This is a genomic window from Streptomyces viridifaciens (genome assembly GCF_001888885.2).
GTDB classification, from domain to species: domain Bacteria; phylum Actinomycetota; class Actinomycetes; order Streptomycetales; family Streptomycetaceae; genus Kitasatospora; species Kitasatospora aureofaciens.
The window spans coordinates 7,690,619-7,715,950 of record NZ_CP090841.1 but is presented as its reverse complement, the minus strand read 5'-3'; the positions used below and the strand labels follow the sequence as shown (position 1 = coordinate 7,715,950).

23 protein-coding genes are annotated in these 25,332 nt (G+C 73.8%); 7 read left to right on the top strand and 16 right to left on the bottom strand.

Going from position 1 to position 25,332, the window contains the following annotated elements; genetic code table 11:
* Window positions 1-10: 10 nt before the first annotated feature.
* The 5 genes from BOQ63_RS41665 to BOQ63_RS41645 all read left to right on the top strand — a co-directional run bounded on the left by BOQ63_RS41665 (window position 11) and on the right by BOQ63_RS41645 (window position 5,691).
* Window positions 11-1,477 (top strand): cytochrome P450, encoded by a 1,467-nt coding sequence (locus BOQ63_RS41665; RefSeq protein WP_499504854.1) that lies wholly within the window; start codon window positions 11-13, stop codon window positions 1,475-1,477.
* 124 nt (window positions 1,478-1,601) lie between these two features.
* A complete protein-coding gene (locus BOQ63_RS41660; protein WP_072656060.1) occupies window positions 1,602-2,171 on the top strand; it encodes a (2Fe-2S)-binding protein in 570 nt (189 codons plus the stop codon).
* Window positions 2,168-3,172 carry an FAD binding domain-containing protein gene (locus tag BOQ63_RS41655; protein ID WP_072656059.1) on the top strand — a complete coding sequence of 335 codons (1,005 nt, stop codon included), beginning with the start codon at window positions 2,168-2,170 and terminating at the stop codon, window positions 3,170-3,172. The genes BOQ63_RS41660 and BOQ63_RS41655 overlap by 4 nt, the downstream gene beginning before the upstream one ends.
* Window positions 3,169-5,277, top strand: a complete 2,109-nt coding sequence (locus BOQ63_RS41650) for a xanthine dehydrogenase family protein molybdopterin-binding subunit (protein WP_030550526.1) — start codon at window positions 3,169-3,171, stop codon at window positions 5,275-5,277. Before BOQ63_RS41655 ends, BOQ63_RS41650 begins: the two co-directional genes overlap by 4 nt.
* Window positions 5,278-5,370: 93 nt before the next feature.
* Complete coding sequence (locus tag BOQ63_RS41645) at window positions 5,371-5,691, top strand: hypothetical protein (protein WP_030279596.1); 321 nt, start codon at window positions 5,371-5,373, stop codon at window positions 5,689-5,691.
* A 22-nt stretch (window positions 5,692-5,713) separates the two neighbouring features.
* Here BOQ63_RS41645 and BOQ63_RS41640 read toward each other — a convergent pair whose 3' ends face one another.
* The 7 genes from BOQ63_RS41640 to BOQ63_RS41610 form a co-directional block, all read right to left on the bottom strand.
* Window positions 5,714-6,565: a DUF1906 domain-containing protein gene (locus BOQ63_RS41640; RefSeq protein WP_050367079.1), complete on the bottom strand. Its 852-nt coding sequence runs from the start codon at window positions 6,563-6,565 to the stop codon at window positions 5,714-5,716.
* A gap of 105 nt (window positions 6,566-6,670) precedes the next feature.
* Window positions 6,671-7,303 carry a hypothetical protein gene (locus BOQ63_RS41635; protein ID WP_033347503.1) on the bottom strand — a complete coding sequence of 211 codons (633 nt, stop codon included), beginning with the start codon at window positions 7,301-7,303 and terminating at the stop codon, window positions 6,671-6,673.
* Window positions 7,304-7,338: 35 nt separating this feature from the next.
* Complete coding sequence (locus tag BOQ63_RS41630; RefSeq protein WP_030279586.1) at window positions 7,339-8,307, bottom strand: alpha/beta fold hydrolase; 969 nt, start codon at window positions 8,305-8,307, stop codon at window positions 7,339-7,341.
* On the bottom strand, window positions 8,307-8,540 hold the full coding sequence (locus tag BOQ63_RS41625; protein ID WP_030279583.1) for an acyl carrier protein: 234 nt from the start codon (window positions 8,538-8,540) through the stop codon (window positions 8,307-8,309). Before BOQ63_RS41625 ends, BOQ63_RS41630 begins: the two co-directional genes overlap by 1 nt.
* Before the next feature lie 102 nt (window positions 8,541-8,642).
* A complete protein-coding gene (locus BOQ63_RS41620; RefSeq protein WP_030279581.1) occupies window positions 8,643-9,686 on the bottom strand; it encodes a beta-ketoacyl-ACP synthase III in 1,044 nt (347 codons plus the stop codon).
* A gap of 291 nt (window positions 9,687-9,977) precedes the next feature.
* Complete coding sequence (locus tag BOQ63_RS41615; protein ID WP_030550520.1) at window positions 9,978-11,633, bottom strand: purple acid phosphatase family protein; 1,656 nt, start codon at window positions 11,631-11,633, stop codon at window positions 9,978-9,980.
* Between the two features lie 168 nt (window positions 11,634-11,801).
* The gene (locus BOQ63_RS41610; RefSeq protein ID WP_030279576.1) at window positions 11,802-12,443 is read right to left on the bottom strand and encodes a DUF4360 domain-containing protein; all 642 of its coding nucleotides are present in this window, start codon (window positions 12,441-12,443) and stop codon (window positions 11,802-11,804) included.
* Between the two features lie 271 nt (window positions 12,444-12,714).
* On the opposite strand from BOQ63_RS41610, the gene BOQ63_RS41605 reads away from it, so the two are divergent.
* A complete protein-coding gene (locus BOQ63_RS41605) occupies window positions 12,715-13,908 on the top strand; it encodes a CapA family protein (RefSeq protein ID WP_072656058.1) in 1,194 nt (397 codons plus the stop codon).
* A gap of 15 nt (window positions 13,909-13,923) precedes the next feature.
* Here BOQ63_RS41605 and BOQ63_RS41600 read toward each other — a convergent pair whose 3' ends face one another.
* The gene (locus tag BOQ63_RS41600; RefSeq protein WP_232790687.1) at window positions 13,924-14,760 is read right to left on the bottom strand and encodes an SAM-dependent methyltransferase; all 837 of its coding nucleotides are present in this window, start codon (window positions 14,758-14,760) and stop codon (window positions 13,924-13,926) included.
* 67 nt (window positions 14,761-14,827) lie between these two features.
* A complete protein-coding gene (locus BOQ63_RS41595; protein ID WP_072656057.1) occupies window positions 14,828-16,180 on the bottom strand; it encodes an MFS transporter in 1,353 nt (450 codons plus the stop codon).
* Between the two features lie 493 nt (window positions 16,181-16,673).
* On the opposite strand from BOQ63_RS41595, the gene BOQ63_RS41590 reads away from it, so the two are divergent.
* On the top strand, window positions 16,674-19,076 hold the full coding sequence (locus tag BOQ63_RS41590; RefSeq protein ID WP_454131990.1) for an ATP-binding protein: 2,403 nt from the start codon (window positions 16,674-16,676) through the stop codon (window positions 19,074-19,076).
* Between the two features lie 115 nt (window positions 19,077-19,191).
* Here BOQ63_RS41590 and BOQ63_RS41585 read toward each other — a convergent pair whose 3' ends face one another.
* The 7 genes from BOQ63_RS41585 to BOQ63_RS41555 form a co-directional block, all read right to left on the bottom strand.
* Window positions 19,192-19,533 (bottom strand): hypothetical protein, encoded by a 342-nt coding sequence (locus BOQ63_RS41585; RefSeq protein WP_030279565.1) that lies wholly within the window; start codon window positions 19,531-19,533, stop codon window positions 19,192-19,194.
* Window positions 19,534-19,748: 215 nt separating this feature from the next.
* Window positions 19,749-20,777: a histidinol-phosphate transaminase gene (locus BOQ63_RS41580; protein WP_072656055.1), complete on the bottom strand. Its 1,029-nt coding sequence runs from the start codon at window positions 20,775-20,777 to the stop codon at window positions 19,749-19,751.
* Between the two features lie 23 nt (window positions 20,778-20,800).
* Window positions 20,801-21,442, bottom strand: coding sequence for a LysE family translocator (locus BOQ63_RS41575; RefSeq protein ID WP_030279563.1), 642 nt, complete (start codon window positions 21,440-21,442; stop codon window positions 20,801-20,803).
* 78 nt (window positions 21,443-21,520) lie between these two features.
* Window positions 21,521-22,225 (bottom strand): 4'-phosphopantetheinyl transferase family protein, encoded by a 705-nt coding sequence (locus BOQ63_RS41570; RefSeq protein ID WP_157881827.1) that lies wholly within the window; start codon window positions 22,223-22,225, stop codon window positions 21,521-21,523.
* Window positions 22,226-22,251: 26 nt separating this feature from the next.
* Entirely contained in the window at window positions 22,252-23,031 is a 780-nt protein-coding gene (locus BOQ63_RS41565; RefSeq protein ID WP_072656053.1) for a thioesterase II family protein, read from the bottom strand.
* A complete protein-coding gene (locus tag BOQ63_RS41560; protein WP_046386208.1) occupies window positions 23,028-24,155 on the bottom strand; it encodes an HAD-IIIC family phosphatase in 1,128 nt (375 codons plus the stop codon). Before BOQ63_RS41560 ends, BOQ63_RS41565 begins: the two co-directional genes overlap by 4 nt.
* Entirely contained in the window at window positions 24,152-25,324 is a 1,173-nt protein-coding gene (locus BOQ63_RS41555) for an acyl-CoA dehydrogenase family protein (protein WP_107488607.1), read from the bottom strand. Before BOQ63_RS41555 ends, BOQ63_RS41560 begins: the two co-directional genes overlap by 4 nt.
* Between the last annotated feature and the right edge of the window lie 8 nt (window positions 25,325-25,332).

The following is a 25,332-nucleotide window of genomic DNA, read 5'->3' as shown; positions in this document are numbered from 1 at the left end:
CGGAGACCCAGTGACCACCCCGTTCCCCGACGACGCCGCCGCGCCCGTCCCCCCGCCCGGCTGTCCCGCCCACGGGCGCGCCCTCGAGCCGGTCGGCCCCGGCGGCCTGCGCCGGCTGTACGGCCTCGAGGCCGAGGCCGACCCGGCGGGCCTGTACGAGAAGCTGCGCGCCGAGTACGGCGACGTCGCCCCGGTGCTGCTGCACGGCGACCACCGGGCCTGGCTGATCCTCGGCCACGGCGCCAACATCACCGCGATGCGCACCCCGTCGCTGTTCTCCCGCGACTCCCGGCTGTGGAACGCCTTTCGCAACAACGAGGTCCCGGCCGACTCCCCGCTGCTGCCGGTGGTCGCCTGGCAGCCGATCTGCGTCTTCGCCGACGGCGAGGAGCACCGCCGGCTGCGCACCGCCCTGCTGGACGGCCTGAACGGCTTCGACCGGCGCGGCATCCGCCGCCACGTGCGCCGCTTCACCAGCGACCTGGTCCAGGTGGTCGGGCCGACCGGCCGGGCCGAGCTGATCACCCAGTTCGCCGAGCACCTGCCGATGCTGGTGATGACCAAGCTGCTCGGCATGCCCGACGAGTACGGTCCCCAACTCGTCGACGCCGCACGGGACCTGATGAAGGGCACCGAGACGGCGATCGCCAGCAACGAGTACGTGGTGGCGTGCCTGCGCCGCACCATCGCGATCAAGCACGAAAGCCCCGGGGACGACCTGACCAGCCGGCTGCTCGCCCACCCGGCCGGGCTGACCGACGACGAGGTGATGGAGCACCTGCGGGTGGTGCTGCTGGCCGCCAACGAGACCACCGTCAACCTGATCGCCGACTCGCTGAAGATGGTGCTCACCGACCCGCGCTTCCGCGCCCACCTGTCCGGCGGCCAGATGACTCTGGGCGAGGCCCTTGACCAGGTGCTCTGGGACTCCCCGCCGATGTCCCTGGTCGCCGGGCGCTGGGCCACCGCCGACACCGAGCTCGGCGGCCAGCAGATCCGGGCCGGGGACATGCTGCTGCTCGGCCTCGCCGCGGGCAACGTCGACCCGGTGGTCCGGCCGGACCTGACCACCCCGCTGTACGGCAACCGCTCGCACCTGTCCTTCGGCGCCGGACCGCACGAGTGCCCCGGACAGGACATCGGCCGGCACGTCGCCGAGGCCGGGATCGACATCCTGCTCACCCTGCTGCCGGACCTCCGACTCGCCGTCCCCGAGGAGGAGTTGACCTGGAGCTCGGCCTGGATCTCCCGCCACCTCACCGCGCTGCCGGTGGAGTTCACCGCCCATGAGGTCGAGCCGGACCCGGAGTCGGTCGCGGAGGCGGAGCGGGCGGCGGAGGCCCGGGCCGCCGAGGAGCGCGAACTCGCCGCCCGGGCACTGGAGGCCACCCAGCGAGCGGCCGCCGGGTCCGTCGCGACCGTCCCGGCGCAGCGCCGCAGCTGGTGGGACGTGCTGACCGGCCTGTTCCGCCGCTGACCCCGCACCGCGGCGGGCCGGGAAGCCGGCCCGCCCTCCTCTCCGGTCCCGAGTCCTGCCGCCGCCGGTGTGACGCGGTGGCGTGCGCCGTGTGGGAGCGGCCGGGGCCGGGGACGCTCCTGCGATGCAGAGGGAAATCACCGTTCGGGTCGACGGGACGGCGCGTCCGCTGACCGTCGACACACGTACGACACTGCTCGACGCGCTGCGGGAACGGCTCGGGATCACGAGCCCCAAGAAGGGTTGCGACCACGGACAGTGCGGCGCGTGCACCGTGCTGTCCGGCGGGCGGCGCGTGCTGAGCTGCCTCACGCTCGCCGTCACCCAGGACGGCGCCGAGGTGGTCACCGCCGAAGGACTCGCCCCCGGGGCGGCGGGCGCCGGACAGCAGCTCGAGGGCGGCCTCCACCCGGTTCAGCGGGCCTTCGTCGACTGCGACGCGCTCCAGTGCGGCTACTGCACCCCGGGGCAGGTCGTCTCGGCCGTCGGGGCGCTCGACGAGTTCGCGGCGGGCTGGCCCAGCGCCGTCACCGAGGGCCCGGGGGCGCCCGGACTGGACCGCGCCGAGGTGGCCGAGCGGATGAGCGGCAACCTGTGCCGCTGCGCCGCCTACGTCAACATCGTGACCGCGGTGCTCCGGGCGGCCACCTCCTTGCCGGCCGGGCCGACGGCCGGCAAGGAGGTGGACAGGTGAAGCCCTTCGACTACCTCGCCCCCGCGGACGCCGCGGAGGCCGTGCGCAGCGTCGCCGCGAACCCGGACGCGGTGTTCCTCGGCGGCGGTACGAACCTGGTGGACCACCTCAAGCTCGGCGTCGCCGAACCCGGCCTGGTCGTCGGCCTCGCCGGCCTGCTGCCCTCCGGGATCGAGGAGCTCGACGACGGCGCCCTCAGGATCGGCGCGGGCGTCAGCAACAGCGACCTCGCCGCCGACCCGCGGGTGCGCGAGCGCTTCCCGGTGCTGTCGCAGGCACTGCTGTCGGGCGCGTCGGGGCAGTTGCGCAACATGGCCACCGTCGGGGGCAACCCGCTGCAACGGACCCGCTGCGTCTACTTCCAGGACGTCACGACCCCGTGCAACAAGCGGGAGCCGGGCTCCGGCTGTTCCGCGATCGGAGGCTGGACCCGTCACCACGCGGTCCTCGGCGCGTCCGAGCACTGCATCGCGGTCCACCCGTCGGACATGGCCGTGGCGATGGCCGCGCTCGACGCACGGGTACGGACCCTCGGCCCGGCCGGGGAGCGCGCCATCCATTTCGTCGAGCTGCACCGGCTGCCCGGCGACGCTCCCGAACGCGACACGGCGCTGGAACACGGCGAGCTGATCACCGCGATCGACCTGCCGGCGCAGCCCATCGCCCGCCGGTCGGCCTACCACAAGGTGCGCGACCGCGCCTCGTACGCGTTCGCCCTGGTCAGCGTGGCCGCGGCGATCGAGGTCGAGGGCGGCGTGATCAGGGACGCGCGCATCGCGTTCGGCGGCGTCGCCCACACGCCCTGGCGCGCCCGCCGGGCCGAGGAGGCGCTGCGCGGCGCCCCGGCGTCGGACGGGAGCTACCGGGCCGCCGCGGACGCGGAACTGACCGACGCCCGGCCGGCCGAGGGGCTGGACGGCGGCAACGCCTTCAAGATCCCCCTGCTGCGCCGCACCCTGACCGCGACCCTGCGCGACCTGGCAGGAGAGGATCCCCGATGACATTCCCGAGCGAACCCGAAGCCGTCGGCCGCGACCTGCCCCGCCGGGACGGGGCCGTCAAGGTCCTGGGCACCGCCACCTACGCCTACGAGACGCCGTTGGCGAACGCCGCCTACCTGCACGCCGTCCAGGCAACGATCGCCCGGGGACGCGTCACGGCGCTGGACACCGCGGCCGCCGAGGCACTCGACGGTGTGGTCGCGGTGCTCACCCCCGGCAACGCCGAGCGGCTGGCCTCCACCGAGGACAGGGAGCTGGCGGTCCTGCAGGGCGAGGAGGTCGCCTTCCGCGGCCAGGTCGTCGCACTGGTCGTCGCCGACAGCTCCGAGGTGGCGCGGCACGGGGCCGCCCTGGTCCGGGTCGAGTACGCGCAGCAGCCGCACGACGCCGAGCTCCGCGCCGACCGCGAGGACCTGTACGCGCCCGAGTCGGTGAACCCGGACCTCCCCACCGACACCTCCGAGGGCGACGTCGACGCCGCGTTGGCGGCGGCGGAGGTGAGCGTCGAGGAGACGTACACGACCGCGATGTACCACAACAACCCGCTGGAGCCGCACGCCACGGCGGCGCTGTGGGACCCGGCGGGCGAGGGCTTCCTCACCCTGTGGGACTCCACTCAGGGCGTGCACCCGACCCGGACCGCCCTGGCCTCGGTGTTCGGCCTCGACGAGGCGCAACTGCGGGTCGTCTGCCCGTACGTCGGCGGGGGGTTCGGGTCCAAGGGGCAGCCGCACGTCAACGTGGTGCTGGCCGCCATGGCGGCACGCGCGGTCCCCGGCCGGCCGGTGCGGCTGGCCCTGACCCGGCAGCAGATGTTCTCCCTGACCGGCTACCGCACCCCGACCATCCAGCGCTGCCGCCTCGGTGCGGACCGGGACGGCACGATCACCGCGATCGCCGTCGACGTCGTCGAACTGACCTCGCGAATCAAGGAGTTCGCCGAGCAGAGCGGTGTCCCCGCGCGCATGATGTACGCCTCGCCGAACCGGTCGACCACCCACCGGCTCGCCGCCCTCGACGTCCCGGTGCCGTCCTGGATGCGCGCCCCCGGCGAGTGCCCGGGCATGTTCGGCCCCGAGGTGGCCATGGACGAGCTGGCCGAGCGCCTGGGCCTGGATCCGGTCGAACTGCGGATCCGCAACGAGCCCGCCGTCGAACCCGGTTCGGGCAAGCCCTTCTCCAGCCGCAACCTGGTCGGCTGCCTGCGGGAGGGAGCGGTGCGGTTCGGCTGGGCGGAGCGCGATCCGCGGCCGGGGGTGCGCCGCCGCGGCGACTGGCTCGTCGGCACGGGCGTGGCCGCCTCCACCTACCCGGTCAGCCGCATGCCGAAGTCGACGGCGACGATCCGGCGGGAGGGGGAGCGCTACGCCGTGGAGATCGGCGCGGCCGACCTCGGCACCGGCACCTGGACCACCCTGGCGCAGATCGCCGCGGACGCGCTCGGCGTGACGGTGGCCCTGGTGGACGTGCGCATCGGCGACACCGACTACCCGATGGCTTCGGTGGCCGGGGGCTCCTCGGGCATGACGACCTGGGGCTCGGCCGTGGTCGAGGCGGCGGGTGCCTTCCGCGCGAAGTACGGCAGCGAGCCGCCGGACGGGGCCGAGGCGTCCGGCAGCGTCCAACCGGCCGACGACCGCCACGCGATGCACGCCTTCGGGGCGCAGTTCGCCGAGGCACACGTCCACCTGGACACCGGCGAGGTTCGGGTGCCGCGCCTGCTGGGCGTGTTCGCCGCGGGCCGGATCATCAATCCGCGCACGGCACGCTCGCAGTTCATCGGCGGGATGACGATGGGGCTGTCCATGGCCCTGCACGAGCAGAGCGTGCTGGACCCGCGCACCGGTCATGTCGTCAACCACGACCTGGCCGGTTACCACATCACGGCCAACGCGGACGTCGGCGCGATCGAGGCCTACTGGCTCGCCGAGGACGACCCCCACGTCAACGCCATGGGGTCCAAGGGCATCGGGGAGATCGGGATCGTCGGCACGGCCGCCGCCGTGTCGAACGCGGTGTGGCACGCCTGCGGCGTGCGGGTGCGGGACCTGCCGATCACCCTGGACAAGGTCCTGCACGCGCTGGAGGAACGGCCCCGGCACTGACCCGGCGGCCGGCCGCCGACCGGTCCGGCCGCCGACTGGTCCATATGCCGCCGTGCGGGTGCAACATCCGGCTGCTCGGGCGAGGTTGAGGAGATGGACACCGTCACCGTGCTCGAACCCGACACTCCGACCAACGTCCGGCTCCTCGGCACCGACCAGGAGCCGGTCGACCCGCAGGACTCGGTGCGCCTCGCGCACACCGCCCCCGCGGACGCCTCCGGCGTCTGCGGCCCGCTCACCCTGTGCGGGCGGGACACCTCCGACATGACGCTCGCACCGCACCGGACCACCATCGACGGCCGGCCCTGGCCCTACTGGGCCGCCTGCGGGATGTGCCGGGACGCCGACCGGAGCGCGACGCCCGACACCCCCGAGGAGGACATCGCGCCCGAGGAGGACGTCGCGCCCGGTTAGGCCCTGCCCGGCACGTCGCGACTCAGGGGCCGGCCACCAGTCCGTCCAGGGCGTCGGGGTCGACGTTGAGCGTCACCCCTCCGTACGTCTCGTCGGCGCTGCCCCGGTGCTGGTGGATGCGGTGGCCGGCCCACAGGTCGTCGGGCAGCCCGGGATCCCCGCTGGTCGAGGGGTGCCCGTCCCAGCGGGCGTACCAGACGGCGTCGGGCATCGGGGCCCGGCCGGCCCGGGCGGCGGCGACGAGGTCCGCGATCCCGGAGTCCATGCTGGAGTAGAAGCCCGACCGGTAGCCGGCCGCGTGCAGGGCCTTCGTCCAGCCGACGGTGAAGTCGACCACCGCCCGGCTGCAGACCGGGTCGCCCACCGGGTAGGCCTCCATGTCGAGGTACACCGGGCTGCCGGGCCCCAGGCCCAGCTCCCCCAGCGCCGCCGCGGCCTCGCCCGCCTCCTGTCCGCCCTGCTCCTCGGCCCGCTCCGGGTCGATCCGCAGCGGCTTGTCCGCGCGCTTGGCACAGGGCGCCTGGAGGCCGACGTGGGTGGGCACCAGCTTCCACCCCATCGCCCGGACGGTGGCGACCCACTCCGGCGTCAGTCGGTCCTGCTCGCAGGCGCGCTGGCTGCCGCTGCTGTAGATGTTCACCGCGCCGTACGGCGAGGCGGTGCGCCAGATGTACAGGGCCTCGGCCGGCGGGGCCGAGCAGGCGTCGAACCCGGCGCCGGTGTACCGGTACTCGGGCGGCGGCTCCGTCGAACCGTCGAGCGGCAGGGCGGCGAAGGGAACCGGAGAGGCGGTCGGGGACGCCTGCGCGGGCACGGCGGCGGGGAACAGGACGAGTGGGACCGCGAGGAGCGCGGTCAGGGGAAGAAGACGCATCCCCCCGTCCTAGCCGTCCGCGCCGGGAGATCGCGGTTCACCGTACCGACGCGCCGCGCCCGTTCACCCGGAATAACGACACCGGAGGGTGAACCCGGGGCACCGTCAGGGTGCGGCCCGGCGGCGCTCCGCACGGGCGCAGCGCAGCAGTTCCTCACCGTAGGGCAGGGCGACCAGGGCCGCGGTGGCGACGGCGAAGCCCGTCAGGTAGCGGGCGGGCAGGGGGTGGGGCTTGGGGTTGAGGCGCCAGGCCCGGCGGGTGCCGCCGCCGCGGGCCAGCGAGCGGACCTGGTCCCAGTGCAGGCAGGCGGTGAAGGCGACGGCGGTGAGCGGGAGCACCTCCAGGAAGCTGTGGATGTGCTGTTCGAACGGGGTGACGTCGCGTCGGCCGGTGGCGATCGTGACGTCCCACAGGGCGGTGGCGCCGTGGGCCAGGGCGGCGGCGCCCATGGTGGCGAGGACCAGGGGGTTGATCTCGGCGACCAGGCCGAGGACGACGGGCGTGCCCGCCTCGGCCATCATCAGCGCGTGCACGAGGGATTCCCGCAGGCCGCTGGTGTCCTCGATGTGCGAACGGCGGTGCATGACCCAGTCGCCGACGGCCGGTGCGAACCACAGGGGCAGCACTCCGTAGAGGAGGAAGCGCCGGCTGGCGTTCTCCACGTCGTCGGACGGGCCGGTGGTCAGTTCCGTCGCGGTGCGCCACTGTCGCCACGGGCGGGTGGGTGTCCTGGGCATGGGTTCGCTCTCTCGTCCGGCGGGCTGTGGCGTGGTCAGGCGGTGTAGGCGAAGTCCAGGCCGTCGAGCGGTTCGTCGCGCAGGAAGCGGAGCACGAGGTGGGCGTACTCGGCGTCGCGTTCCAGGTGGGCCATGTGGTCCGCCTCCTTGAGCAGGACCATCGTGGAGCCGGCGATGGTACGGGCGACGTCCCGGTTCTGCCGCGGGGAGGTGGTCATGTCGTGCTCCCCGGTGAACACCAGGGCGGGGACGCCGGTGACGCCGCCCTGCGGGAGGAGGGCGGGCTCCAGGACCCGGCGGTGGCAGGCCGCGTGGCGCCGGGCCTGCCGCCAGGTGGTGCGCAGGGCCTGTTTGCGCAGCAGCCGCTGCACCGCTGCCGACTGCTGGACGCGCTGGTGCTCCTCGGTGTTGACGAGGTAGCTCACCAGGCGGTCGGCGTACAGCCCGAGTGCCGGGCACGCGTCGTCCAGGGACTCGCCCGGCCCGGGGACGGTCCCCTCGATGTGGCTGACCGCCTCCCGCAGGAACGCCCGCATGGTGCCGGTCACCCGGTGGGTGGCGCCGGACAGCAGCAGCCGGCTCACCCGGTCCGGGCGGCGCTGGGCCATCCGGTAGGCGATCGGCGCTCCGTAGGAGGCGCCGAGGACGTTGACCCGGGCCAGGCCGAGGTCGTCCAGCAGGTGCAGGGCGGCGGCGGCCAGGGTGTCGAACCCCTCCTCCTCGGGCAGGTCGTCCGCGGTGCCCGTGCCGGGCAGGTCGACCAGGATCACCGGGGTGTGCGGTGCGATGCGCCGCTCCAGACGGGGCCAGGCGTACATGTCCTGGAGGGCGCCGCCGAGCAGCAGGAGGGGTTCGGCCACCGGATGCGGTCCGCGCCAGTGCCCGGCGTCCGGATCCGTGTGCACGACCCGGCAGACGTAGTTCATGTCCTGCCAGCGCAGGTGGTGGAGTTCCTCGGTGGGGGTGGTGTCCCCGGCGGGGCGGGGCGGGGACGGACGGGTCATCAACGGCTCACCGCGTACCGGCTGATGAGTTTGGCCATGTCGTCCACGCAGGTCGCGGTGGAGAGCTGGTCCTCGCTGATCTCCACTCCGAAGCGGTCCTCCAGGTGGAGGGACAGCATCACCAGGGCCATGGAGTCGACGCCCGCGCTGGCGAGCGGGGCGTCGGGGGTGACGGGCGCGGACGGAAGGCCGCACCTGTCCGTGAGGATCTCCTTGACTTGCTCGAACGTCATGCGCGATTCCCTCCGGTGGAAGACGACCCGCCCGCAACGCGGCGGCCGCGGGCAGGCAGGACGGGCGGGTCGGGACGGGCGGTGTCGGAAACGGGCAGGGTGTCAGGACAGGCGGGCGCTGAGGCCGGCCGGCCACACCAGCGTGGTGGCCGCCCAGGCCAGGCCGCTGCCGAAGGCGACCAGCAGCACCCTGTGGCCGGGCTTCAGCTCCCCCTGGTCGGCGGCGTGGGCCAGCAGCAGTGGCACGGACGCGGCCGCGGTGTTGCCGACCTGCTCGATGTTGGACGGGACGCGCGCCGCGGGGATCTCCAGCAGGTCGGCCACCGTGGCGGTGATGCGCTGGTTCGCCTGGTGGGCGATCAGCCGGTCGACGTCGCCGAGCACCCAGCCGGCCTCGGCGGCCGCGTGCCGGGCGGCCGCCGTCATCCTGCGCACCGCGTGCCGGAAGACCTCGTTGCCGCTCATGTGCACGAAGTGCTCCTCGGGTGCCGTCCGGTTCCGCCGGTGGCGCCCGCGCGCACCGCCCGCGGGTACGGAGATGGCGTCGGAGAGGGAGCCGTCGCTGCCCCACACCACCGGCCCCAGGGCGCCCTCGGCGTGCGGCGCGCCCGCTTCGAGGACGGCGGCGCCGGCCCCGTCACCGAAGATCGGGGCGGTGGCCCGGTCGAGCGGGTTGACCAGGGCGGTCATGGTCTCGGCGCCGATCACCAGGACCCGGCGCGCCGTGCCCGAGGCGATCAGACCGGCGGCGACCGTGCAGGCGTACACGAACCCGGAACAGCCCGCCATGACGTCGAAGGCGGCCACGGCGGGCAAGCCCAGCCGGTGGGCCACCCACGGCGCGGTGGCCGGGCACGGGCGGTCCGGGGTGTTCGAGGCCAGCACCAGCGCGTCCACGGCGCCGATCCCGGCGGAGGCCATGGCCCGCGCTCCGGCCTCCACGGCCATGTCCCCGGTGGCGACGTGCGGCTCCGCGAACCGGCGCTCGGCGATGCCGATGCGCTCGCGGATCCACTGGTCCGAGCTGTCGATGCGGTTGCACAGCTCGCTGTTGGGAACGCGGCGCGGCGGCAGCCACGCGCCCAGCCCGGTCAGCACGGCAGCGGCGCCGCGGCCGCGGTCCGGGGCACAGGGGGTGTCGGTCACGGGAGCTCCCTCGGTCGGACACGCACACGTCGGAAAGGCGGCGTCCGCGCCGCTGCCGCCCCGGCCGGACCCGCCGGTCAATTCATAGAGGAGCGCTCCGGACGCCGCTCCCGGAGCCACACCGGGAAGGGGCCGTTGCCCCCCGAACGGCGGATCGGGCCCGGTGCGTCGGGTGCACCGGGCCCGATTCCGTGCTGGGGGCTGTCCTCTAATTCGCGTCCGCCGGGCGGCTACGGGGTGCCCGGGTCCTGCGGCAGGGCGCCCGGGTCACCCGCGGGCGCCGGGGGCGGGTCAGTCGTGGCCGTCGGTGCGCGGGCGGTGGAGGGTGAAGGTGTCGACCGGGGTGAGGTCGGCGTGGGGGCCGTCGAAGGTGTAGTAGGTGACGCGCATGGTGGTGGTGCCGCCGCGGCGGTCGCCGGGGTCGACCTCGAAGGCGGCGAAGCCGTGGGTGTTGGTGCGGTCCTGGTAGGCGGCCCAGGGGGCGTCCTCGGTGAGCCAGATCGACTCCCGGTAGGGGGCGCCGGGGGCGGGTTTGTCCTCCAGGCCGATGACCACCCGGCCCTGGGGGCGTTCGAACAGGTCGTCCTGGGTGGTGGCGGCGTTGCCGCCGGCACCGATGACCATGTGGACGGTGCCACGGCCGGTGTCGGCGACCGCGGGGTCGGTGCCGGTGGGCACCGGGGTGCGGGTGTCGTTGGGCAGGGTGCCGCGGACGGGGTGGGAGCGCTCGTAGTAGTGCTCGTGCCCGCTGACCACGAGGTCGACCCCGTAGGCGTCGAACAGCGGGCCCCAGGCCTCTCGGACGCCGAGGTCGCTGCCGGAGCCGTGCTTGGAGCTGGAGATCATCGGGTGGTGCATGCAGACCACGATCCAGTCGATCGCCCGGCTGCTCCGAGCCGTTCGCAACTCCCTTTCCAGCCAACGCCGTTGGGCTCCGCCGGAGTAACCCCGCAGATAGGTCTCACCGGAGTTCTGGATGGCGACGTCGTCGTTGGCGAGGCTGATGAAGCGCACCGAGCCGACCGTGAAGGCGTACCACATGCCCCGGGTCTCCTGGTCGCGGTCGGCGGTGGAGTCGGGGAGGGTGAAGTAGGTCTGGTAGCCGTCGGCGCCGATCGGGCCGTTGCCGCTCTCGTTCTCGTGGTTCCCGGCGCAGGGCATCCAGGGGCGCAGCCGCGCCGAGCGGCTGTTGTTGATGAACCAGTCGGCCCAGGTGGCGGTGCGGCTCCCGCCGTGCCGGCCACTGTAGGAGGCGTAGCAGAGGTCGCCGTTGACCAGGTTGAACAGCGGGCCGACGCGTTCGACGGCGGCGACGATGTCGGCGGCGTACGGGGAGCCGATCTGGTTGCTCGTGTACACCGGGTACTTGCCGAGCGGCGAGGGCATGCCGTCGGGGAAGACCAGGTGGCGGCGCAGGTTGGGGGTGGCCTGATCGCCGAAGCTGGTGAAGGTGAAGGGGGTGCGGCCGCGCGGGGCGGTGGTGAAGCTGCCGGTCTCGGGGCTCGCGCCGTCGTGCCCGGCGGTGTACAGGTACGTGGTGCCCGGGCGCAGACCGCCGAGCCTGGCGTGGTGGACGTACACCTCGTCCTTGCCGAGGGCGTCGCGGTAGGTGCGGGTCTCGGCCTGGACCACCTTGCCGAGGCCGCCGTCGGGTGAGCCGAGCCGGACCTGCGGGCGGCGGACGGACTGCGGGGTGATCCAGGAGACGGTCATCTCGGTGGCGGGGTCGGTGCCGAACTGCAGGTGCAGGCCGCTGACGCTGGGGGTGCCGATCCGGTGCGGGCGGGCCTGGAGCAGCGGGCTCGCGGGGCCGTCGGCGTTTCCGCCCGGCGAGCCGTCGGCCGGTCCGTCGGAGGCCGAGGCCGGTTGGGCGGTCGCGCCGCCGACGGCCAGGGCGGCTCCGGCCGCCGAGGTGCCCTTGAGGATGGACCTGCGTGCGATGGTCATGACGCTCCGTCTGCCGAGTGGGCCCGTTCGCGTGGAGAGGGGGCGGGACCCGCAGCACTGTAACGGCATGAGCATGCAAAGGCGATCGCTTTACTGACGGTCGCTCACCTCCGGGCGCGCCGCGGCCCCGGCGGCCGGGGCACCGCCGGGGCCGGGCGCGCCCTCGTATCAGGGACACTGCTTCCAGGCGAGGTGGTAGACGGTGTTGATGCTGCCGTCGGTGGAGTCCATCGTCATGAAGCTGGTGGTGTGGGCCTGGTCCGAGGTGCCGGCGGAGACGCGCAGTTCGGTGTTGATGTTGAAGTTGCGTTCCTCGCCACAGGGGGCCCAGACCAGGGCGGCGACGTCGACACTGTCGGTCGCCTGCCAGTTGTCGTCCGTCGGGCCGTCGAAGCGGTGGCTTCGGTAGGTCGTCCCAGAGTCCCCCTGGAAGTAGTAGTTGGCCCGCTCGACGCCGCTCGCCCCGTTCTCCAGATGGGCGAAGCCGCGGTAGTCGGCGGAGGCGATGGCGTAGGTGAAGCCCTGGGGGACGTGCACCCGCAGGTCGAGTTGGCAGTTCTTCCGGAAGTCGGTCGGCTTGGAGCCCACTCCCACCTGGGCGAGGTAGCTGCTGTACGTCACGGTGAAGGCGGTGTTGTCCGGCGACACGGCCACCGCGGCCGAGCCGGCCGGGCAGCCGGAGCCGTTGACGGTCGCGACGTCGATGACGATCCGGTCGGGCGGGGTGGGCAGCGAGTCCCCGCCGAAGGTCGGTGAGCCGACCACCGCGGCGGATACGGCGGCCGCGGCGGCCAGTGTGCGGAGCAGCATGGACTTCCCCTTCGATCGTCCACGGAGGCAGGGACGGCGCGGCACGACGGCGCGGCACGGTCCGAGCGCCTCACCCGCGGCCCCTCGTCAAAATTGACGTGGATATGTCAGCACATCCGCACACCGCGTACAAGGGGTCACGCATGGTCACTACTTTTCGGGACGCAGGGCCCGCCGGGTGACCTGCGGGCGTGGGGCCGACGACCTGCGGAGCGGGCGCCCGCATATTCGGAGGGTTGGTCACACCATCCGATCGTGAGACGAGCCGACCATGCCCCTCCTCCGCCGCCGGGCCGCCGTCACGGCCCTCGCCCTGCTGCTCGCCGTCCCGGGCTGCGGCGCCCCGCACCCCTCCGGGCAGGCCGCCCAGGGCAGTGCCGCACCGACGCCGACGCCCACCCCGACCGGGCCACAGGCGTTCACCCTGCTCGCCACCGGCGACGTGCTGCCGCACACCGAGATCATCCAGCAGGCCAAGGAGGACGCCGGCGGCTCCGGCTACGACTTCGGCCCCATGCTGGCCGGCGTCAAGCCGGTGATCGGCGCGGCCGACCTGGCGATCTGCCACATGGAGACCGTCTACGGCGCCGACGGCGGACCGTACACCGGGTACCCGACGTTCAAGTCCCCGCCGCAGGTCGCCAAGGCGCTCAAGGAGGCCGGGTACGCCTCCTGCGACACCGCCTCCAACCACACCCTGGACGACGGCCCGGCCGGCATCCGCCGCACCCTGGACGCGATGGACGCCGTCGGGCTCGCCCACACCGGATCCGCCCGCACCGCCGAGGAGGCCGGGCGGCCCGCACTGCTGCGGGCGGGCGGCGCCACGGTGGCCCAACTCGCCTACACCTACGGGACGAACGGCATCGCGCTGCCCAAGGCCGAGCCCTGGGCCGTCAACCTGATCGACCGGGACCGGATCCTCGCCGACGCCCGCGCCGCCCGGGCGGGCGGCGCGGACCTGGTGGTGGTCAGCATCCACTGGGGCACCGAGTGGCAGGACGCTCCGAACGAACAACAACTCACCCTGGCCAAGGAGTTGTCCGCAGCCGGGCAGGGCCCGGGCCGGCCCGACATCGACCTGATCCTCGGCACCCACGCCCACATTCCGCAGGCCTACGAGAAGATCGGCGACACCTGGACGGTGTACGGCCTCGGCGACCAGCTCGCCGGACACATGTTCACCTACGACAACGCCGAGGACCCGCGCGGCAACTGGAGCTCGATGGCCCGCTTCACCGTCAGCCCGCCGGCCGCCCCCGGGCAGCGGTGGACGGTGAGCCGGGCCGAGTTCGTCCCGCAGATCACCGACCTCGGCCCGCCCTACCGGGTGCTCGACCTGCGCGAGGCCGTCCGCCGGGACCCCGGCCGCGCCGACTGGGCCCGCGCGCTGGAGCACATCCGCACCGTGGTGCTCAGCCGCGGCGCCGCTTCGGCGGGGCTCGCCATGGCGCCCTCACCGTGACCGCGGCGGCGGGTGCTACGGCTTGCGGCCCACACCGCCGTACAGCGAGACCTCACCGTCGGCCGCACCCGGCTCCGGGTGCCAGCGGTTGACCAGGACCACGCCCGGGTCGTCCAGTTCCAGCCCGGCGAAGAAGCGTTCGACCTCGGCGTGCGAGCGTGCGTACACCTCGATCCCGGCCTCGGCGTAGCGGCGCGCGCCCACCGGGACCTGGTCCGGCGCGTTGTCGGCGGTGCCCGCGGTCAGGGCCATGAAGCTACCGGAGGGCAGGGCGTCCAGAAGTTTGCGGACGGGCGGGTGCGCGGCCTCGTCGGAGAGGAAGTGCACGATGTTGATCAGCGTCAGCGCGACCGGCCGGGTGAGGTCCAGGGTGGCGGCCACCGCCGGGTCGGCCAGGAACTTCTCCGGATCGCGCAGGTCGCCCTCGACGTAGGCGGTGCGGCCCTCGGGCGTGCTGGTGAGCAGCGCGCGCGAATGGGCCAGCACGATCGGGTCGTTGTCCACGTACACCACCCGGCAGGCCGGGTCGACCGCCTGGACGACCTCGTGCAGGTTGGGCGCGGTGGGGATGCCGGTGCCGACGTCCAGGAACTGGCGGATGCCGTGCTCCTCGGCCAGCCGGCGGACCATCCGGTGCATCACGGCGCGGGCGGCCGCGGCCCCGGCCCGGGCGGTGGGCAGGTCGGCGAGCACCCGGTCGCCGACCTCGCGGTCCGCCGGGAAGTTGGTCTTGCCGCCGAGCAGGTAGTCGTAGACCCGCGCGGAGTGCGCCCGGTCGGTCCGCAGGTCCACCTGCGGTGGCTGCTCGAAATCGGTCTCGATCAGCCAGCTTTCCGACTCGTTGCTGTCCACTGTCGCCTCGTCCTCCCCGTCCGGCGTCCGGTCCGGACCCCACTCAACCACAGGACGTGAGCACCCGTCAGGCGGTTCCCGGTGGCCGCTGAACGTCCGGTTCCGCCTGCCGGAGGGCGGCGGTGAACGAGGGCACCCGCATGGCCGTCAGCAGACCCAACGCCGGTCCCGCGGTGCAGACCGTGACGTAGACCGGAATCACCCCGAGGCCGTTGTGGTGGTCAAGCCACTCGGCGAGCAGCGGGAAGGTGCCGCCGAAGGCTGCGATGGTGGCCGCGTTGACCACGCCGAGGCCGACCGCCCGCACCTCGGTCGGGAACAGCAGCCCGGTGAAGACGTTCAGGGTGCCGAGCACCGTCGCCACCGTCATTCCCAGGAGCACGGCCACCACCTGGAACGGCAGCCAGCCACCGCGCAGCCCGGCCAGCAGGATCCCGACCAGCGGGATCGGCAGCCCGAAGCCGATCCGGGCGACCGGCAGCAGGCCGAAGCGGTCCGCGGCGGCGCCGGTGAGCAGCATGGTGGCCAGGACGATCGCCAGCACCACCGTCATGAAGGAGGCGGCCCGCTCCTTGTCGATGACGTGGTAGGCGGCGGCGTACTGCGGCAGGTAGGTCAGGGCGAAGTAGTAACCGACCGTGCCGCCGAGGGTGTTGAGGAAGACGGTGAGCACCGCCCAGCGGTGGTCGCGGACCGTGCGCAGGAAGGACGGGCGTGCGCCCGGCCGCACCCGGGCCCGGGCGCGGTGGAACTCGGCGCTCTCCGGCGCGGCCCGGCGCACCCACAACGCGCCCAGTCCCAGCAGCGCGGCGACCAGGAAGCCCCAGCGCCAACCGCCGTTCTCCAAACCGGACTTGCCGATCGTGTGGATCAGCAGGGTGAGCACCCCGAAGGAGAGCAGCGAACCCAGGATGATCCCGCCGTAGGAGACCGAGCTGAACGCGAAGCGGTGCCGGGGCGGGCCCGTCTCGGTGACGTACGCGGCGACACTCGGCGCCTCCCCGCCGAAGGCGAGGCCCTGCACCACCCGTACGACGACGGCCAGCACCGCCGCCCAGGCGCCGATGGTCCGCTGACCCGGCAGCGTGGCGATGCCCAGGCTCGCGACGGCGATGACGGCCATGCCGAGGCTGAGCGCGAAGCGCCGCCCCCGGGTGTCGCTGAGCCGGCCTATCAGGTACGAGCCGACCGGCCGGGCCACGAAGCCGACCGCGAAGGTGGCGTACGCGGCGAGCACACCGCTGACCCCTCCCTTGCCGTGGCCGAACAGGTCGGCGGCGAAGTAGGGCGCGAGCACGGCGTAGACGTTCCAGTCGAAGAACTCGACCACCGACCCCACCGTCGCCGCCGCCAACTCCCGCCGTCGGCCCCCGTCCTGCACCCCGTCACGGGCCGGGGCGGTCTCGATGTGATCTGTCATGGCCTCAGCATGACACCGTTCGACCTGCGGCGGAATCGGTGCCGGTGCCCCCGCGACGGCCGGGCTGCGGTCGGCCGTCGCGGGGCTCCCGGCGAGCCGCGGCACCCCCGTCGCCGCGGCCTGCGGACCGGTCCGACAGCGGGTACCGTGGGGGGGCACCGCGCGTCGGACCGGTAGCTCAGTCGGTCACGTCGACGCAGCCTCCGGTGTGTCCGAATGCCGTGGGGGCGGCGACGACCCGGACCGGACCCCCGGTCGGACGCGAAGCAGTCCTGCGGGCGTTCAATCGTTCCTCCTCGCACCGGTCCGCCAGGCGTCCATCTTCGCCCCGTCGCCGGCGCGCCGACCACGACGTTGACCTGACGTTGACCTGACACTTGGGCGCCGTGGGGCTACGCTCGTTCGCGATCCGGGTCGGACGGGCGAAGCCAGGCGACGCCGCGGATCACAGGCACCGGGGGGATCTGTGGGGGCTGCGATTTTTGCTGCGCTGTTGCGGGAGCGACGCCTGTCGGCGGGGTGGAGCCAGGACGAACTGGCGGAGCGCTCCGGGGTGTCGGCCCGGTCGATCAGCGCCCTGGAGGCGGGCGGGCGCCGCCCGCGGATGTCGTCGGTGGTCCGGCTCGCCGCGGCCCTCGGCCTCGATCCGGAGACCCGTGCCCAGTGGCTGGCCGCCGCGCGGGATCCGGACGCCCGACAGGTCACGGAGCCGGAGGGTGCGGACCGGGCGGACCGGGCGGACGGAGCGGACGGAGTCGGTCGGCCGGCCAGGACGGACGCACCGGGGGCGGTACCCGGCGGCGGCCCCGCCGTCTCCCCCGTCGGTACGACGGCTCCGACGGCTCCGACCGGTCCGCAGCAACTGCCGATGGCCATCCGCCACTTCACCGGCCGGACCAGGGAACTCCAGCTGCTCGACGACCTGCTCGCCGACGTGACCCCCGGCTGCGGCGCGGTCGTGATCTCGGCCATCGCCGGCACCGCGGGCGTCGGCAAGACCACCCTGGCCGTGCACTTCGCCCACCGGGTCGCCGACCGCTTCCCCGACGGCCAGCTCTTCGCCAACCTGCGCGGGTTCGACCCGGCCCGCGCCCCGGTCGACGCCGCCGACGTGGCACGCGGCTTCCTGGAGGCGCTGGGCGTCCCGGCCCTCCGCGTCCCCGCCGACCCGGACGGGCAGCTCGCGCTGCTGCGCAGCCGGCTGGCGGGCACCCGCACGCTGATCGTCCTCGACAACGTCCGCGAGGCGGAACAGGTCCGACCGCTGCTCCCCGGCTCCAACACCTGCCTGGTCGTGGTCACCAGCCGCAACCGGCTGCCCGGACTGGTCGCGCTGGACGGCGCCGTACCGCTGGCCCTGGACGTGCTCTCCCCCGCGGAGGCGCGCGAACTGCTCGCCCGCCGCCTGGGCGCGGCGACGGTCGCGGAGCAGCAGGAGGCCGCCGACGAGCTGACCGAGCTGTGCGCCCGGCTGCCGCTCGCGCTGAACATCGCCGCCGCCAGGGCGGCCGAGCACCCCGGCACCCCGCTGGAGGTGTGGGCGCGCGAGCTGCGGGACTCCCGGGCGCGCCTGGACCTCCTGTCGGCCGGAGACAGCCACGCCGACGTCCGGGTGGTGCTCTCCTGGTCCTACCGTGCGCTGACTCCGCGGGCCGCCCGGCTGTTCCGGCTGCTGGGCCTGCACCCGGGCCCGTCCGTCAGCACCGCGGCGGCCGCGAGCCTCGCGGGCCGGCCGCTGCCCGAGACCCGCGCCCTGTTGGAGGAGCTGCACCGGGCCCATCTGATCACCGCGCCGGAGCGCGACCGGTACACCTTCCACGACCTGCTGCGCGCCTACGCCGCCGAGCAGGCGGCCGCCCTCGAACCCCCGCAGGGCCAGGCCGCGGCCACCCTGCGGATGCTCGACCACTACCTCCACACCGCCCACCGCGCGGCGAGCCTCGCCTACGCCGACGACGTCTCCTGGCAGTCGCTGGACCTCGCGGAGCCCGCCACCGGCGTGGCGGCCGAGGAACTCGCCGACCGGCAGGAGGCGCTCGACTGGTACCGGGAGGAGCAGCCGGTGCTGGAGCGGATCGTCGACGCGGCGCACCGGACCGGAGCCGACGTCCACGCCTGGCAGCTGGTCGGCGCCCAGGTGCCCTACCTGCTCAAGTCGGGGCTGTGGCAGCAGTGGCAGCGGGCGAGCGAGACCGCGCTGGCCGCCGCCGAACGCACCGGGGACCTCGGCCACCAGGCCCACGCGCACCGCTGGCTCGGCCAGGTGCACCGCTCCCAGGGCCACCAGCCCGAGGCCCAGCGCGAACTGCGCCTGGCACTCGGCTTGTTCGAGACACTCGGCGACCGGCCCCGGGAGGGCCGGACCCGGCTCGACCTCGCGATCGCCCACGGCGAGGAGCACTGCGACGCCGAGGCCGTGGCCGAGTCCCGCCGGGCCCTCGAACTCTTCGAGGCCATCGGCGACCCGTCCGGGCAGGCCCTCGCGCTCAACAGCATCGGCTGGTACCTGGCCCAGCAGGGCGAGCTGCGGGAAGCCCTCCCGCACTGCCGGCGCGCCCTGGAGCTGGCCCGCGACGCGGGCAACCTGCCCGGGCAGTCGTCCATCTGGGACAGCATCGGCTTCATCCACCACCGCCTCGGCGAGTACCACGAGGCCCTTCCCGCCTACCACGAGTCCCTGCGGCTGCGGGTGGCGGTCGGCGACTACTTCCTCCAGGCCGACATCCACACCCATCTCGGCGACACCCACCTCGCGCTCGGCGACGTCGAGTCCGCCCGGGCGGCCTGGGCCCGCAGCCTCGCCATCCTGGAGGACCTGCAGCACCGGGACGCCGATGCCGTCCGGGCCCGCCTGGACAGGTGCCCTCCCGCGCCGCAACCGCCCCGTTCGGCATAGGCGGTGCGCCTGGCGGCCCCGGTCACGAGTCCCGAACGGGGCGGCCGGAGCAGCGGTCGGTGCTGGGGGCAGTCCTGCGACTCACCGGCCCAGGACTGCCCCGGGATCAGAGGCCTCAGTGGTACCAGGCCGTGTCGTTGCTCTGGCTGCCGTTGGAGATCGCCATGGCAACCGCGTGGACGACGCTGTCGTGGTAGAACTGGCCCGTGTCACCGCTCCCGCCGGGCCCGTAGGAGATGGTCTGGGAGGACACCTTTCCGGTCTGGTCGTTCCGGTCGAACACCGTCAGCCAGCAGGTGGTGGTGTACGAGTCCAGGTGGCCGTAGGCCCAGTTGGGCGCGAGGTTCAGGTGGCCGATGCAGCCGGGGACCGAGATGCTCACCGAACCCGTCGTGCCCGCGTGGGCGGTTCCCGAGATGCCGACGACGCTGATGCCGGCCAGCGAGGCGGCAGCCATCAATGCTCCGATACGACGACGCATGGTTCCTCCGTGATCCGGTGGCCTGGGGCACAGGGGCGCCCCTTGTCCGCACAGCACACTGCCCGTGCACCGGCACGTCGGGGAAGGACGTTGGCCGGACGTTCCCCTGACGCTTCGCACAGCGCGTCGTCCAGGGGGATCGGCGGGCCCCTGCGGGTACGTGCTCCCGAGGGGCCCGGGGCCCAGGGAGATCAGGCGGTGCGGGCGCGCCAGGCGGCCGCGACGGCGAGGGCGGCGTCGTTGGCGTCGGGTTCGCCGATGCTGAGCCGGACACCCTCGCCGGGGAAGACCTTGGCGGTGATCCCGGCCTCGGTGCAGGACGCGGCGAAGGCCGAGGTGTGCTCACCCAGCCGGAGCCAGACGAAGTTGGCGTGGGACTCCACCAGGGGCCAGCCCTGGGTGCGCAACGCGGCCTGGACCCGGTTGCGTTCGGCGACCAGGTTGCTTACCCGGTCGTGCAGTTCGGAGCCGGCCGCGAGGGACTCCACGGCGGCGTCCTGGGCGATCCGGCTGACGCCGAACGGCAGGGCGACTGCGCGGGCCGCGGCGGCGACGGTGTCGTGGGCCACGGCGTAGCCGACCCGGAGGCCGGCCAGGCCGTAGGCCTTGGAGAAGGTGCGCAGGACGACCAGGTTGGGGCGGGTGCGGTAGAGGTCGATGCCGTCCGGGGTGTCCTCGGGGGCGAACTCGCGGTAGGCCTCGTCCAGGACGACCAGGGTGGTGTCGGGTATCGCGTCCAGGAACTTCACGAGTTCGGCGGGCGGGACGGCGGTGCCGGTCGGGTTGTTGGGGTTGCAGACCAGGACGACCTTGGTGCGCGGGGTGAGGGCGGCGGCCATCGCGGTGAGGTCGTGGACCTCACCGTCGGCCAGCGGAACGGCGGCGGCGGTCGCCCCGGCGAGCTCGGCCGCTTCCGGGTAGGCCTCGAACGAGCGCCAGGCGAACAGGACCTCGTCGCCCGGGCCGGCGGCCGCGCGGACCACTTGGAACAGCACGCCGACCGAGCCGGGGCCGACCACCACATGGGCCGACGGGACGTTCAGGTGGTCGGCGAGGGCGGCGACCAGACGGGTGGCGGCCGGGTCGGGGTAGCGGTTGAGGGTGTGCAGGGCGGCGGTGGCCCGTTCCAGCACGCCGGGCAGCGGCGGGTAGGGGTTCTCGTTGCCCGCCAGCAGGTGGTGGGCGGTCACCGGCGGGGTGCTGGTGGGTGTGTCGGTCATCTCGGTGGGCTCCCGTGGGCGGCTCAGCCGCTGGTGAGGCCGGTCGCCAGGGTGGCGGCGGCGAGGACGAAAAAGACTCCGGCCACGACGTACCGCTCGGCGCGGAGGAAACCGCGGCTCTTCCGGGCGCGCTGGCGCATGAGTGAACTCAGCAGCGCCCAGCCGGCGTTGGTGGCCATGCCGACCACCACGAAGACCAGTCCGAAGACCAGGGTCTGGGACCAGACCGCTCCCCTGCCGCTGTGGATGAAGGAGGGCAGGAAGGCGAGGAAGAACAGGGTGCTCTTCGGGTTGAGGGCGTTGACGACCAGACCGTCGGTGAAGATCCGGGGCGAGCGGGCGGGCGCCTCGTCGGCCTGTGCGGCGGCGGGGTCCGGGTCCGGGGTGCGCAGTCGTTTGACGCCGAGCCAGACCAGGTAGGCGGCGCCCGCGTACTTGACCACGTTGAAGGCGGTCTCCGAGGACGCGACCAGGGCGGACAGGCCGACCACGGCAGCGAGCACCTGGACGAGGTCGCCGCAGGCCAGGCCGAGGGTGGACAGCAGACCGGCGCGGCGCCCCTGGTCGAGGGTCCGGCCGGTCACGTAGAGCACGGACGGGCCGGGGATGAGCAGCAGCACCAGTGAGGCAGTGAAGAACCACCACAGGCTGGACAGTTCGGGCATGCGATCCGGCTCCTTTCGTCCGCAGTCCTCGTCAGGCGGAGCAGCGGGTGGGTGACGTCCTGCGGGCCCGGTCCTGCGTCAGGTCAGCGTCCACCGGAGCGGCGGCGCGCAGGATCCGGAGGCCGCGACGGTCGCACAATATCCCTTGTCCAGTGGGAGGTTGCTCAGTTTCCACAGATCCACGGTGATCGGCAGCGGCCCCGGCGCGCCGGGGCCGAGCCGGCGCGGCACGGGCAGGTCGGCGGCCTTGGCGTACGCCTCCCGCCAGGTCCACCGGGCGTAGAAGGCGTGGCGCCCGGCGGCCGGGGGCAGACCGGCGATCAGCCGGGCCTCGGCGGGGCCGAGGAAGCGGGCGGCCATCGCGCGGTGGTCGAGGTCGGCACGGACCTCCTCCAGGTCGACGCCGACGGTGCCGGTTCGGGTGACGGCGATCAGCGCCAGGTCCCCCGAGTGGCTGAGGTTGAAGTCGAGCGCCGCGTGGTGCGGTGCCGGTGTCAGTCCGGGACGGCCGCGGGCGGAGCGGTGCAGGCGCAGGTCGGCGGGGGGCCGACCGGTGTAGCGGGCCAGGACGGTGCGCAGCGCGCCGTGTGCGGCGACGAAGCGGGCGCGCTCGACCGGCAGCCGGCAGCGGCCAGCCCGCGTCCGCTCCTCGGGGTCGAGGAGCTCGGCGTACCGGCGCGTGGCGTGTTCGGGCGGGTCGAGGCGGGCCCGCCAGACGTGCACCTCGTCCTCGGCGAGGGCCGGGGCGGCGGGGCCGGGCGGCCACCGGTCGGGCTGGCTCACGTCGGGCGGGTTCACGTCGAATGGGTTCACAAGGCGACCGCTCCGGCGATCCGGTCGGTCGGCCGGCGCAGCAGCCGGGACAGTTCGTGCAGGACCTCCTGTTGGGCGGAGTGCAGGAAGAAGTGCCCGCCGTCGAACATCCGCATCGTGAAGGCGCCGGTGCTCTGCCGGGCCCAGGCGGCGAGGCCCTCGGGGTCGACGTGCGGGTCGGCGCGGCCGCCGAAGGCGGTGATCGGGACGGGCAGGGGCTCCTGCGGGCGGTGGGTGTAGCAGTCGTTGAGCTGGAAGTCGGCCCGCAGGCCGGGCAGGACCAGCCGCATCACCCGGGCGTCCGCCAGCAGGCTCTCCGGGGTGCCGCCCAACTCCCTGATCCGGTCCAGGAACTGGTCCTGCGGCAGGTGGTGGATCAGCGGCCGGTTGTGGGCGAGCTGCGGGGCCCGGCGTCCGGAGACCACCAGGTGGTCGGGGGCGGGGGCGCCGAGCTCGCGGAGCCGGCGGGCGAAGGAGAACGCGATCAGCGCGCCCATGCTGTGGCCGAACAGGGCGTAGGGGGGCCGGCAGTGGTCGGCCAGGGGCGCGGTGAGGTCGGGCAGCAGGTCCTCGACGTCGGTGTAGGCGGGCTGGAAGATCCGTGACTCGCGGCCGGGCAGCCGTACCGCGCACACCTCGACGTCGTCGGGCAGTGCGCGCGGCCAGTCGGCGAAGGCCGAGCTGCCGCCGCCGGCGTGGGCGAAACAGATCAGCCGGAGCCGGGCGGCGGGGTTGGGCTCGGTCCTGACCACCCAGGAGCTGCCGGCCGCCGTCACCGCTTCCGGTCCTCTCCGGTCGGGGCGCCGGCGGTCGGGGCGTGGACGCTCGGGGTCCGGACGGTCAGGTACTGCGGGTCGCCGGGGACGTCGGTGAGGTCGGCCTCGAACAGCGTCAGCCCGTCCGCTCCGGTGAGCTGGTGGAACCCGGTGAACTTGTAGGTGATCAGCATCATCCGGTTGCGCCCGTTGGGCAGGTACTCGGCCAGCAGGCGGACGCCGGCCTCCCGGGCGCGGCGGCGCAGGTGGTTGATGATCACCCCGCCGACGCCGCGGGACATCACCCGGCAGGACATCAGCAGCAGCTTGACGGTCCAGGCGTCCGGGTCCTTGGCGAGCAGCACCAGACCGATGGTCCCGTACGGGCCGTGCCGGTCCTCCAGCCTGGCCACCAGCAGTTCGTGGGTGTCCGAGCGGCGGAAGGCGTCGAGTTCGTCGTAGGAGTAGGTGTAGCCGGTGGTGTTGAGCTGGTGGGTGCGGACGGTCAGTTCCTCGGCCCGGCGCAGGTCCTCCTCCTGGGCGGGGTGGATGGTGAGGGTCATGCCGAGGGTGGCGAGGAAGGCCTCCTGCGGGCCGGTGAACTCCTTCTCGACCCGGGTGCGCTCCTGGTCGGCGAGGTACATCTCGCGCCGCCGGGCGGAGTCGTCGGTGATGAACCGGGGCGAGAACTCCGGCCGGTCGGCGAGGCCGGCCGCCTCCGCCGCGTCGAGCACCAGCAGCTCGGGGATCTCGAAGGAGACCTCGCCGCGTTCGAAGACGTCGTCGTCGACGAAGGCGAAGGCGTCCAGGCCGAGGTTGAGCGAGGTGGCGATGGAGCGGATCGACGAGGACTTCGCGTTCCAGTTGATCTGCGGGTAGAGGAAGTAGTCGAGCAGCCCGTGCCGGCGCAGCGCCGCGGTGGCGGCGTCGTGGTCGTTGCGGCTGGCGATCGAGTGCAGGATGCCGCGGCGGTCGAGTTCGACGATGACCTCGCGCAGACCGGGGCGCAGCGGCGCCTCGCCGTCCTCCAGCAGGATGCCGTCCCACACGGTGTGGTCGAGGTCCCAGACGACGCACTTGACAGTCCTGGCGGGCCTGTCGGCGGTGGTTCCGTCCGGCCGGCCGGCGGTGCCCTCGGAGGTCATGCCGTCACCCTTTCGGTGGGGGTGGTGCGGGTTCGGGAGTGGTAGGCGGATTCGGCGATGGTGGTCTGCTGGAGTTCGGTGCTGCCCTCGATGATCTCCATGACCTTGGCGTCCCGCAGGTAGCGCTGGACGGGGTGGCCGTCGCCGCAGCCCTGGGCGCCGTGCACCTGGACGGCGTCCGAGGCGGAGCGGAACGCGGTGCGGGAGGCGTGGTACTTGGCGAGCCAGGTGGCGTGCAGGCTCTCGGTGGAGCTGTCCTGCCGCAGCCAGCCGGCCTGCTGGCAGAGCAGCCGGGCGGCGGCGGTGCCGGTGGCCATGTCGGCGATCATCCGCTGGACCAGCTGGTGGTCGCGCAGCCGGACGCCGAAGGTCTCCCGCCGGTCGGCGTGGTCGAGGGAGGCGTCCAGGCAGGCCTGGGCGAGGCCGACGCAGCCCCAGGCGACGCTGTAGCGGCCGAGCTCGAGCGCGCTGGCGGCGACGGCGGCCAGGCCGAAGCCGGGGCGGCCGAGCAGCGCCTCGGGGGCCACCAGGCAGTCCACCAGGCTGAGTTCGGCGAGCATCGAGGCCTTGGTGCCGAGCATCCCGGTGACCGGCCGTACGGTCAGCCCGGGCGCGTCCCGGGGCACCAGGAAGGCGGCTTCCCGGCCGTCCAGTCGGGCGAACAGCAGGTACACGTCGGCGCGTTGGCCGAAGGTGATCCAGCGCTTCTGGCCGGTGAGCCGGAAGCCGTCGTCGGTGCGCCGGGCAGTGGTGCGCAGGGCCTTGACGTCGCTGCCGGCGCCGGGCTCGGTGAGCGCGAAGGCTCCGATCGCCCCGCCGGTGGCGAACCTCGGCAGCCAGTGCTCGCGCTGGCGGTCGCCGCCCCACCGGGCGACGGCGTACGAGGCCATGCCGTGCACGGTGACCAGGCTGCGCACGGACGAGCAGCCGCGGCCGAGTTCCTCGTTGAGCAGGCCGAAGGTGATCGGGTCCAGTTCGGCGCCGCCGTACCCGGCCGGGACGGCGGCGCCCAGCAGGCCGCGGGCGGCGAACTCCTCGAGGAACGCCTCGGGGAGGCGTTCGGCGCGGTCCCAGGCGTCCGCGTGCGGGGCGACGGCCTGCCGGGTGAAGGACTCGTACTCCTCCCGCGCCGCGGCCTGGCGCTCGGTCAGTTGAACTCTGATGGCCATCGGTCCCT

Excerpts from the sequence above, each read along its gene's own strand:
- BOQ63_RS41660 (WP_072656060.1), top strand. The coding sequence starts at position 1,602 with ATGCAGAGGGAAATCACCGTTCGGGTCGACGGGACGGCGCGTCCGCTG.
- BOQ63_RS41650 (WP_030550526.1), top strand. The coding sequence starts at position 3,169 with ATGACATTCCCGAGCGAACCCGAAGCCGTCGGCCGCGACCTGCCCCGC.
- BOQ63_RS41645 (WP_030279596.1), top strand. The coding sequence starts at position 5,371 with ATGGACACCGTCACCGTGCTCGAACCCGACACTCCGACCAACGTCCGG.
- BOQ63_RS41640 (WP_050367079.1), bottom strand. The coding sequence starts at position 6,565 with ATGCGTCTTCTTCCCCTGACCGCGCTCCTCGCGGTCCCACTCGTCCTG.
- BOQ63_RS41635 (WP_033347503.1), bottom strand. The coding sequence starts at position 7,303 with ATGCCCAGGACACCCACCCGCCCGTGGCGACAGTGGCGCACCGCGACG.
- BOQ63_RS41630 (WP_030279586.1), bottom strand. The coding sequence starts at position 8,307 with ATGACCCGTCCGTCCCCGCCCCGCCCCGCCGGGGACACCACCCCCACC.
- BOQ63_RS41625 (WP_030279583.1), bottom strand. The coding sequence starts at position 8,540 with ATGACGTTCGAGCAAGTCAAGGAGATCCTCACGGACAGGTGCGGCCTT.
- BOQ63_RS41615 (WP_030550520.1), bottom strand. The coding sequence starts at position 11,633 with ATGACCATCGCACGCAGGTCCATCCTCAAGGGCACCTCGGCGGCCGGA.
- BOQ63_RS41610 (WP_030279576.1), bottom strand. The coding sequence starts at position 12,443 with ATGCTGCTCCGCACACTGGCCGCCGCGGCCGCCGTATCCGCCGCGGTG.
- BOQ63_RS41605 (WP_072656058.1), top strand. The coding sequence starts at position 12,715 with ATGCCCCTCCTCCGCCGCCGGGCCGCCGTCACGGCCCTCGCCCTGCTG.
- BOQ63_RS41595 (WP_072656057.1), bottom strand. The coding sequence starts at position 16,180 with ATGACAGATCACATCGAGACCGCCCCGGCCCGTGACGGGGTGCAGGAC.
- BOQ63_RS41585 (WP_030279565.1), bottom strand. The coding sequence starts at position 19,533 with ATGGCTGCCGCCTCGCTGGCCGGCATCAGCGTCGTCGGCATCTCGGGA.
- BOQ63_RS41580 (WP_072656055.1), bottom strand. The coding sequence starts at position 20,777 with ATGACCGACACACCCACCAGCACCCCGCCGGTGACCGCCCACCACCTG.
- BOQ63_RS41575 (WP_030279563.1), bottom strand. The coding sequence starts at position 21,442 with ATGCCCGAACTGTCCAGCCTGTGGTGGTTCTTCACTGCCTCACTGGTG.
- BOQ63_RS41560 (WP_046386208.1), bottom strand. The coding sequence starts at position 24,155 with ATGACCTCCGAGGGCACCGCCGGCCGGCCGGACGGAACCACCGCCGAC.
- BOQ63_RS41555 (WP_107488607.1), bottom strand. The coding sequence starts at position 25,324 with ATGGCCATCAGAGTTCAACTGACCGAGCGCCAGGCCGCGGCGCGGGAG.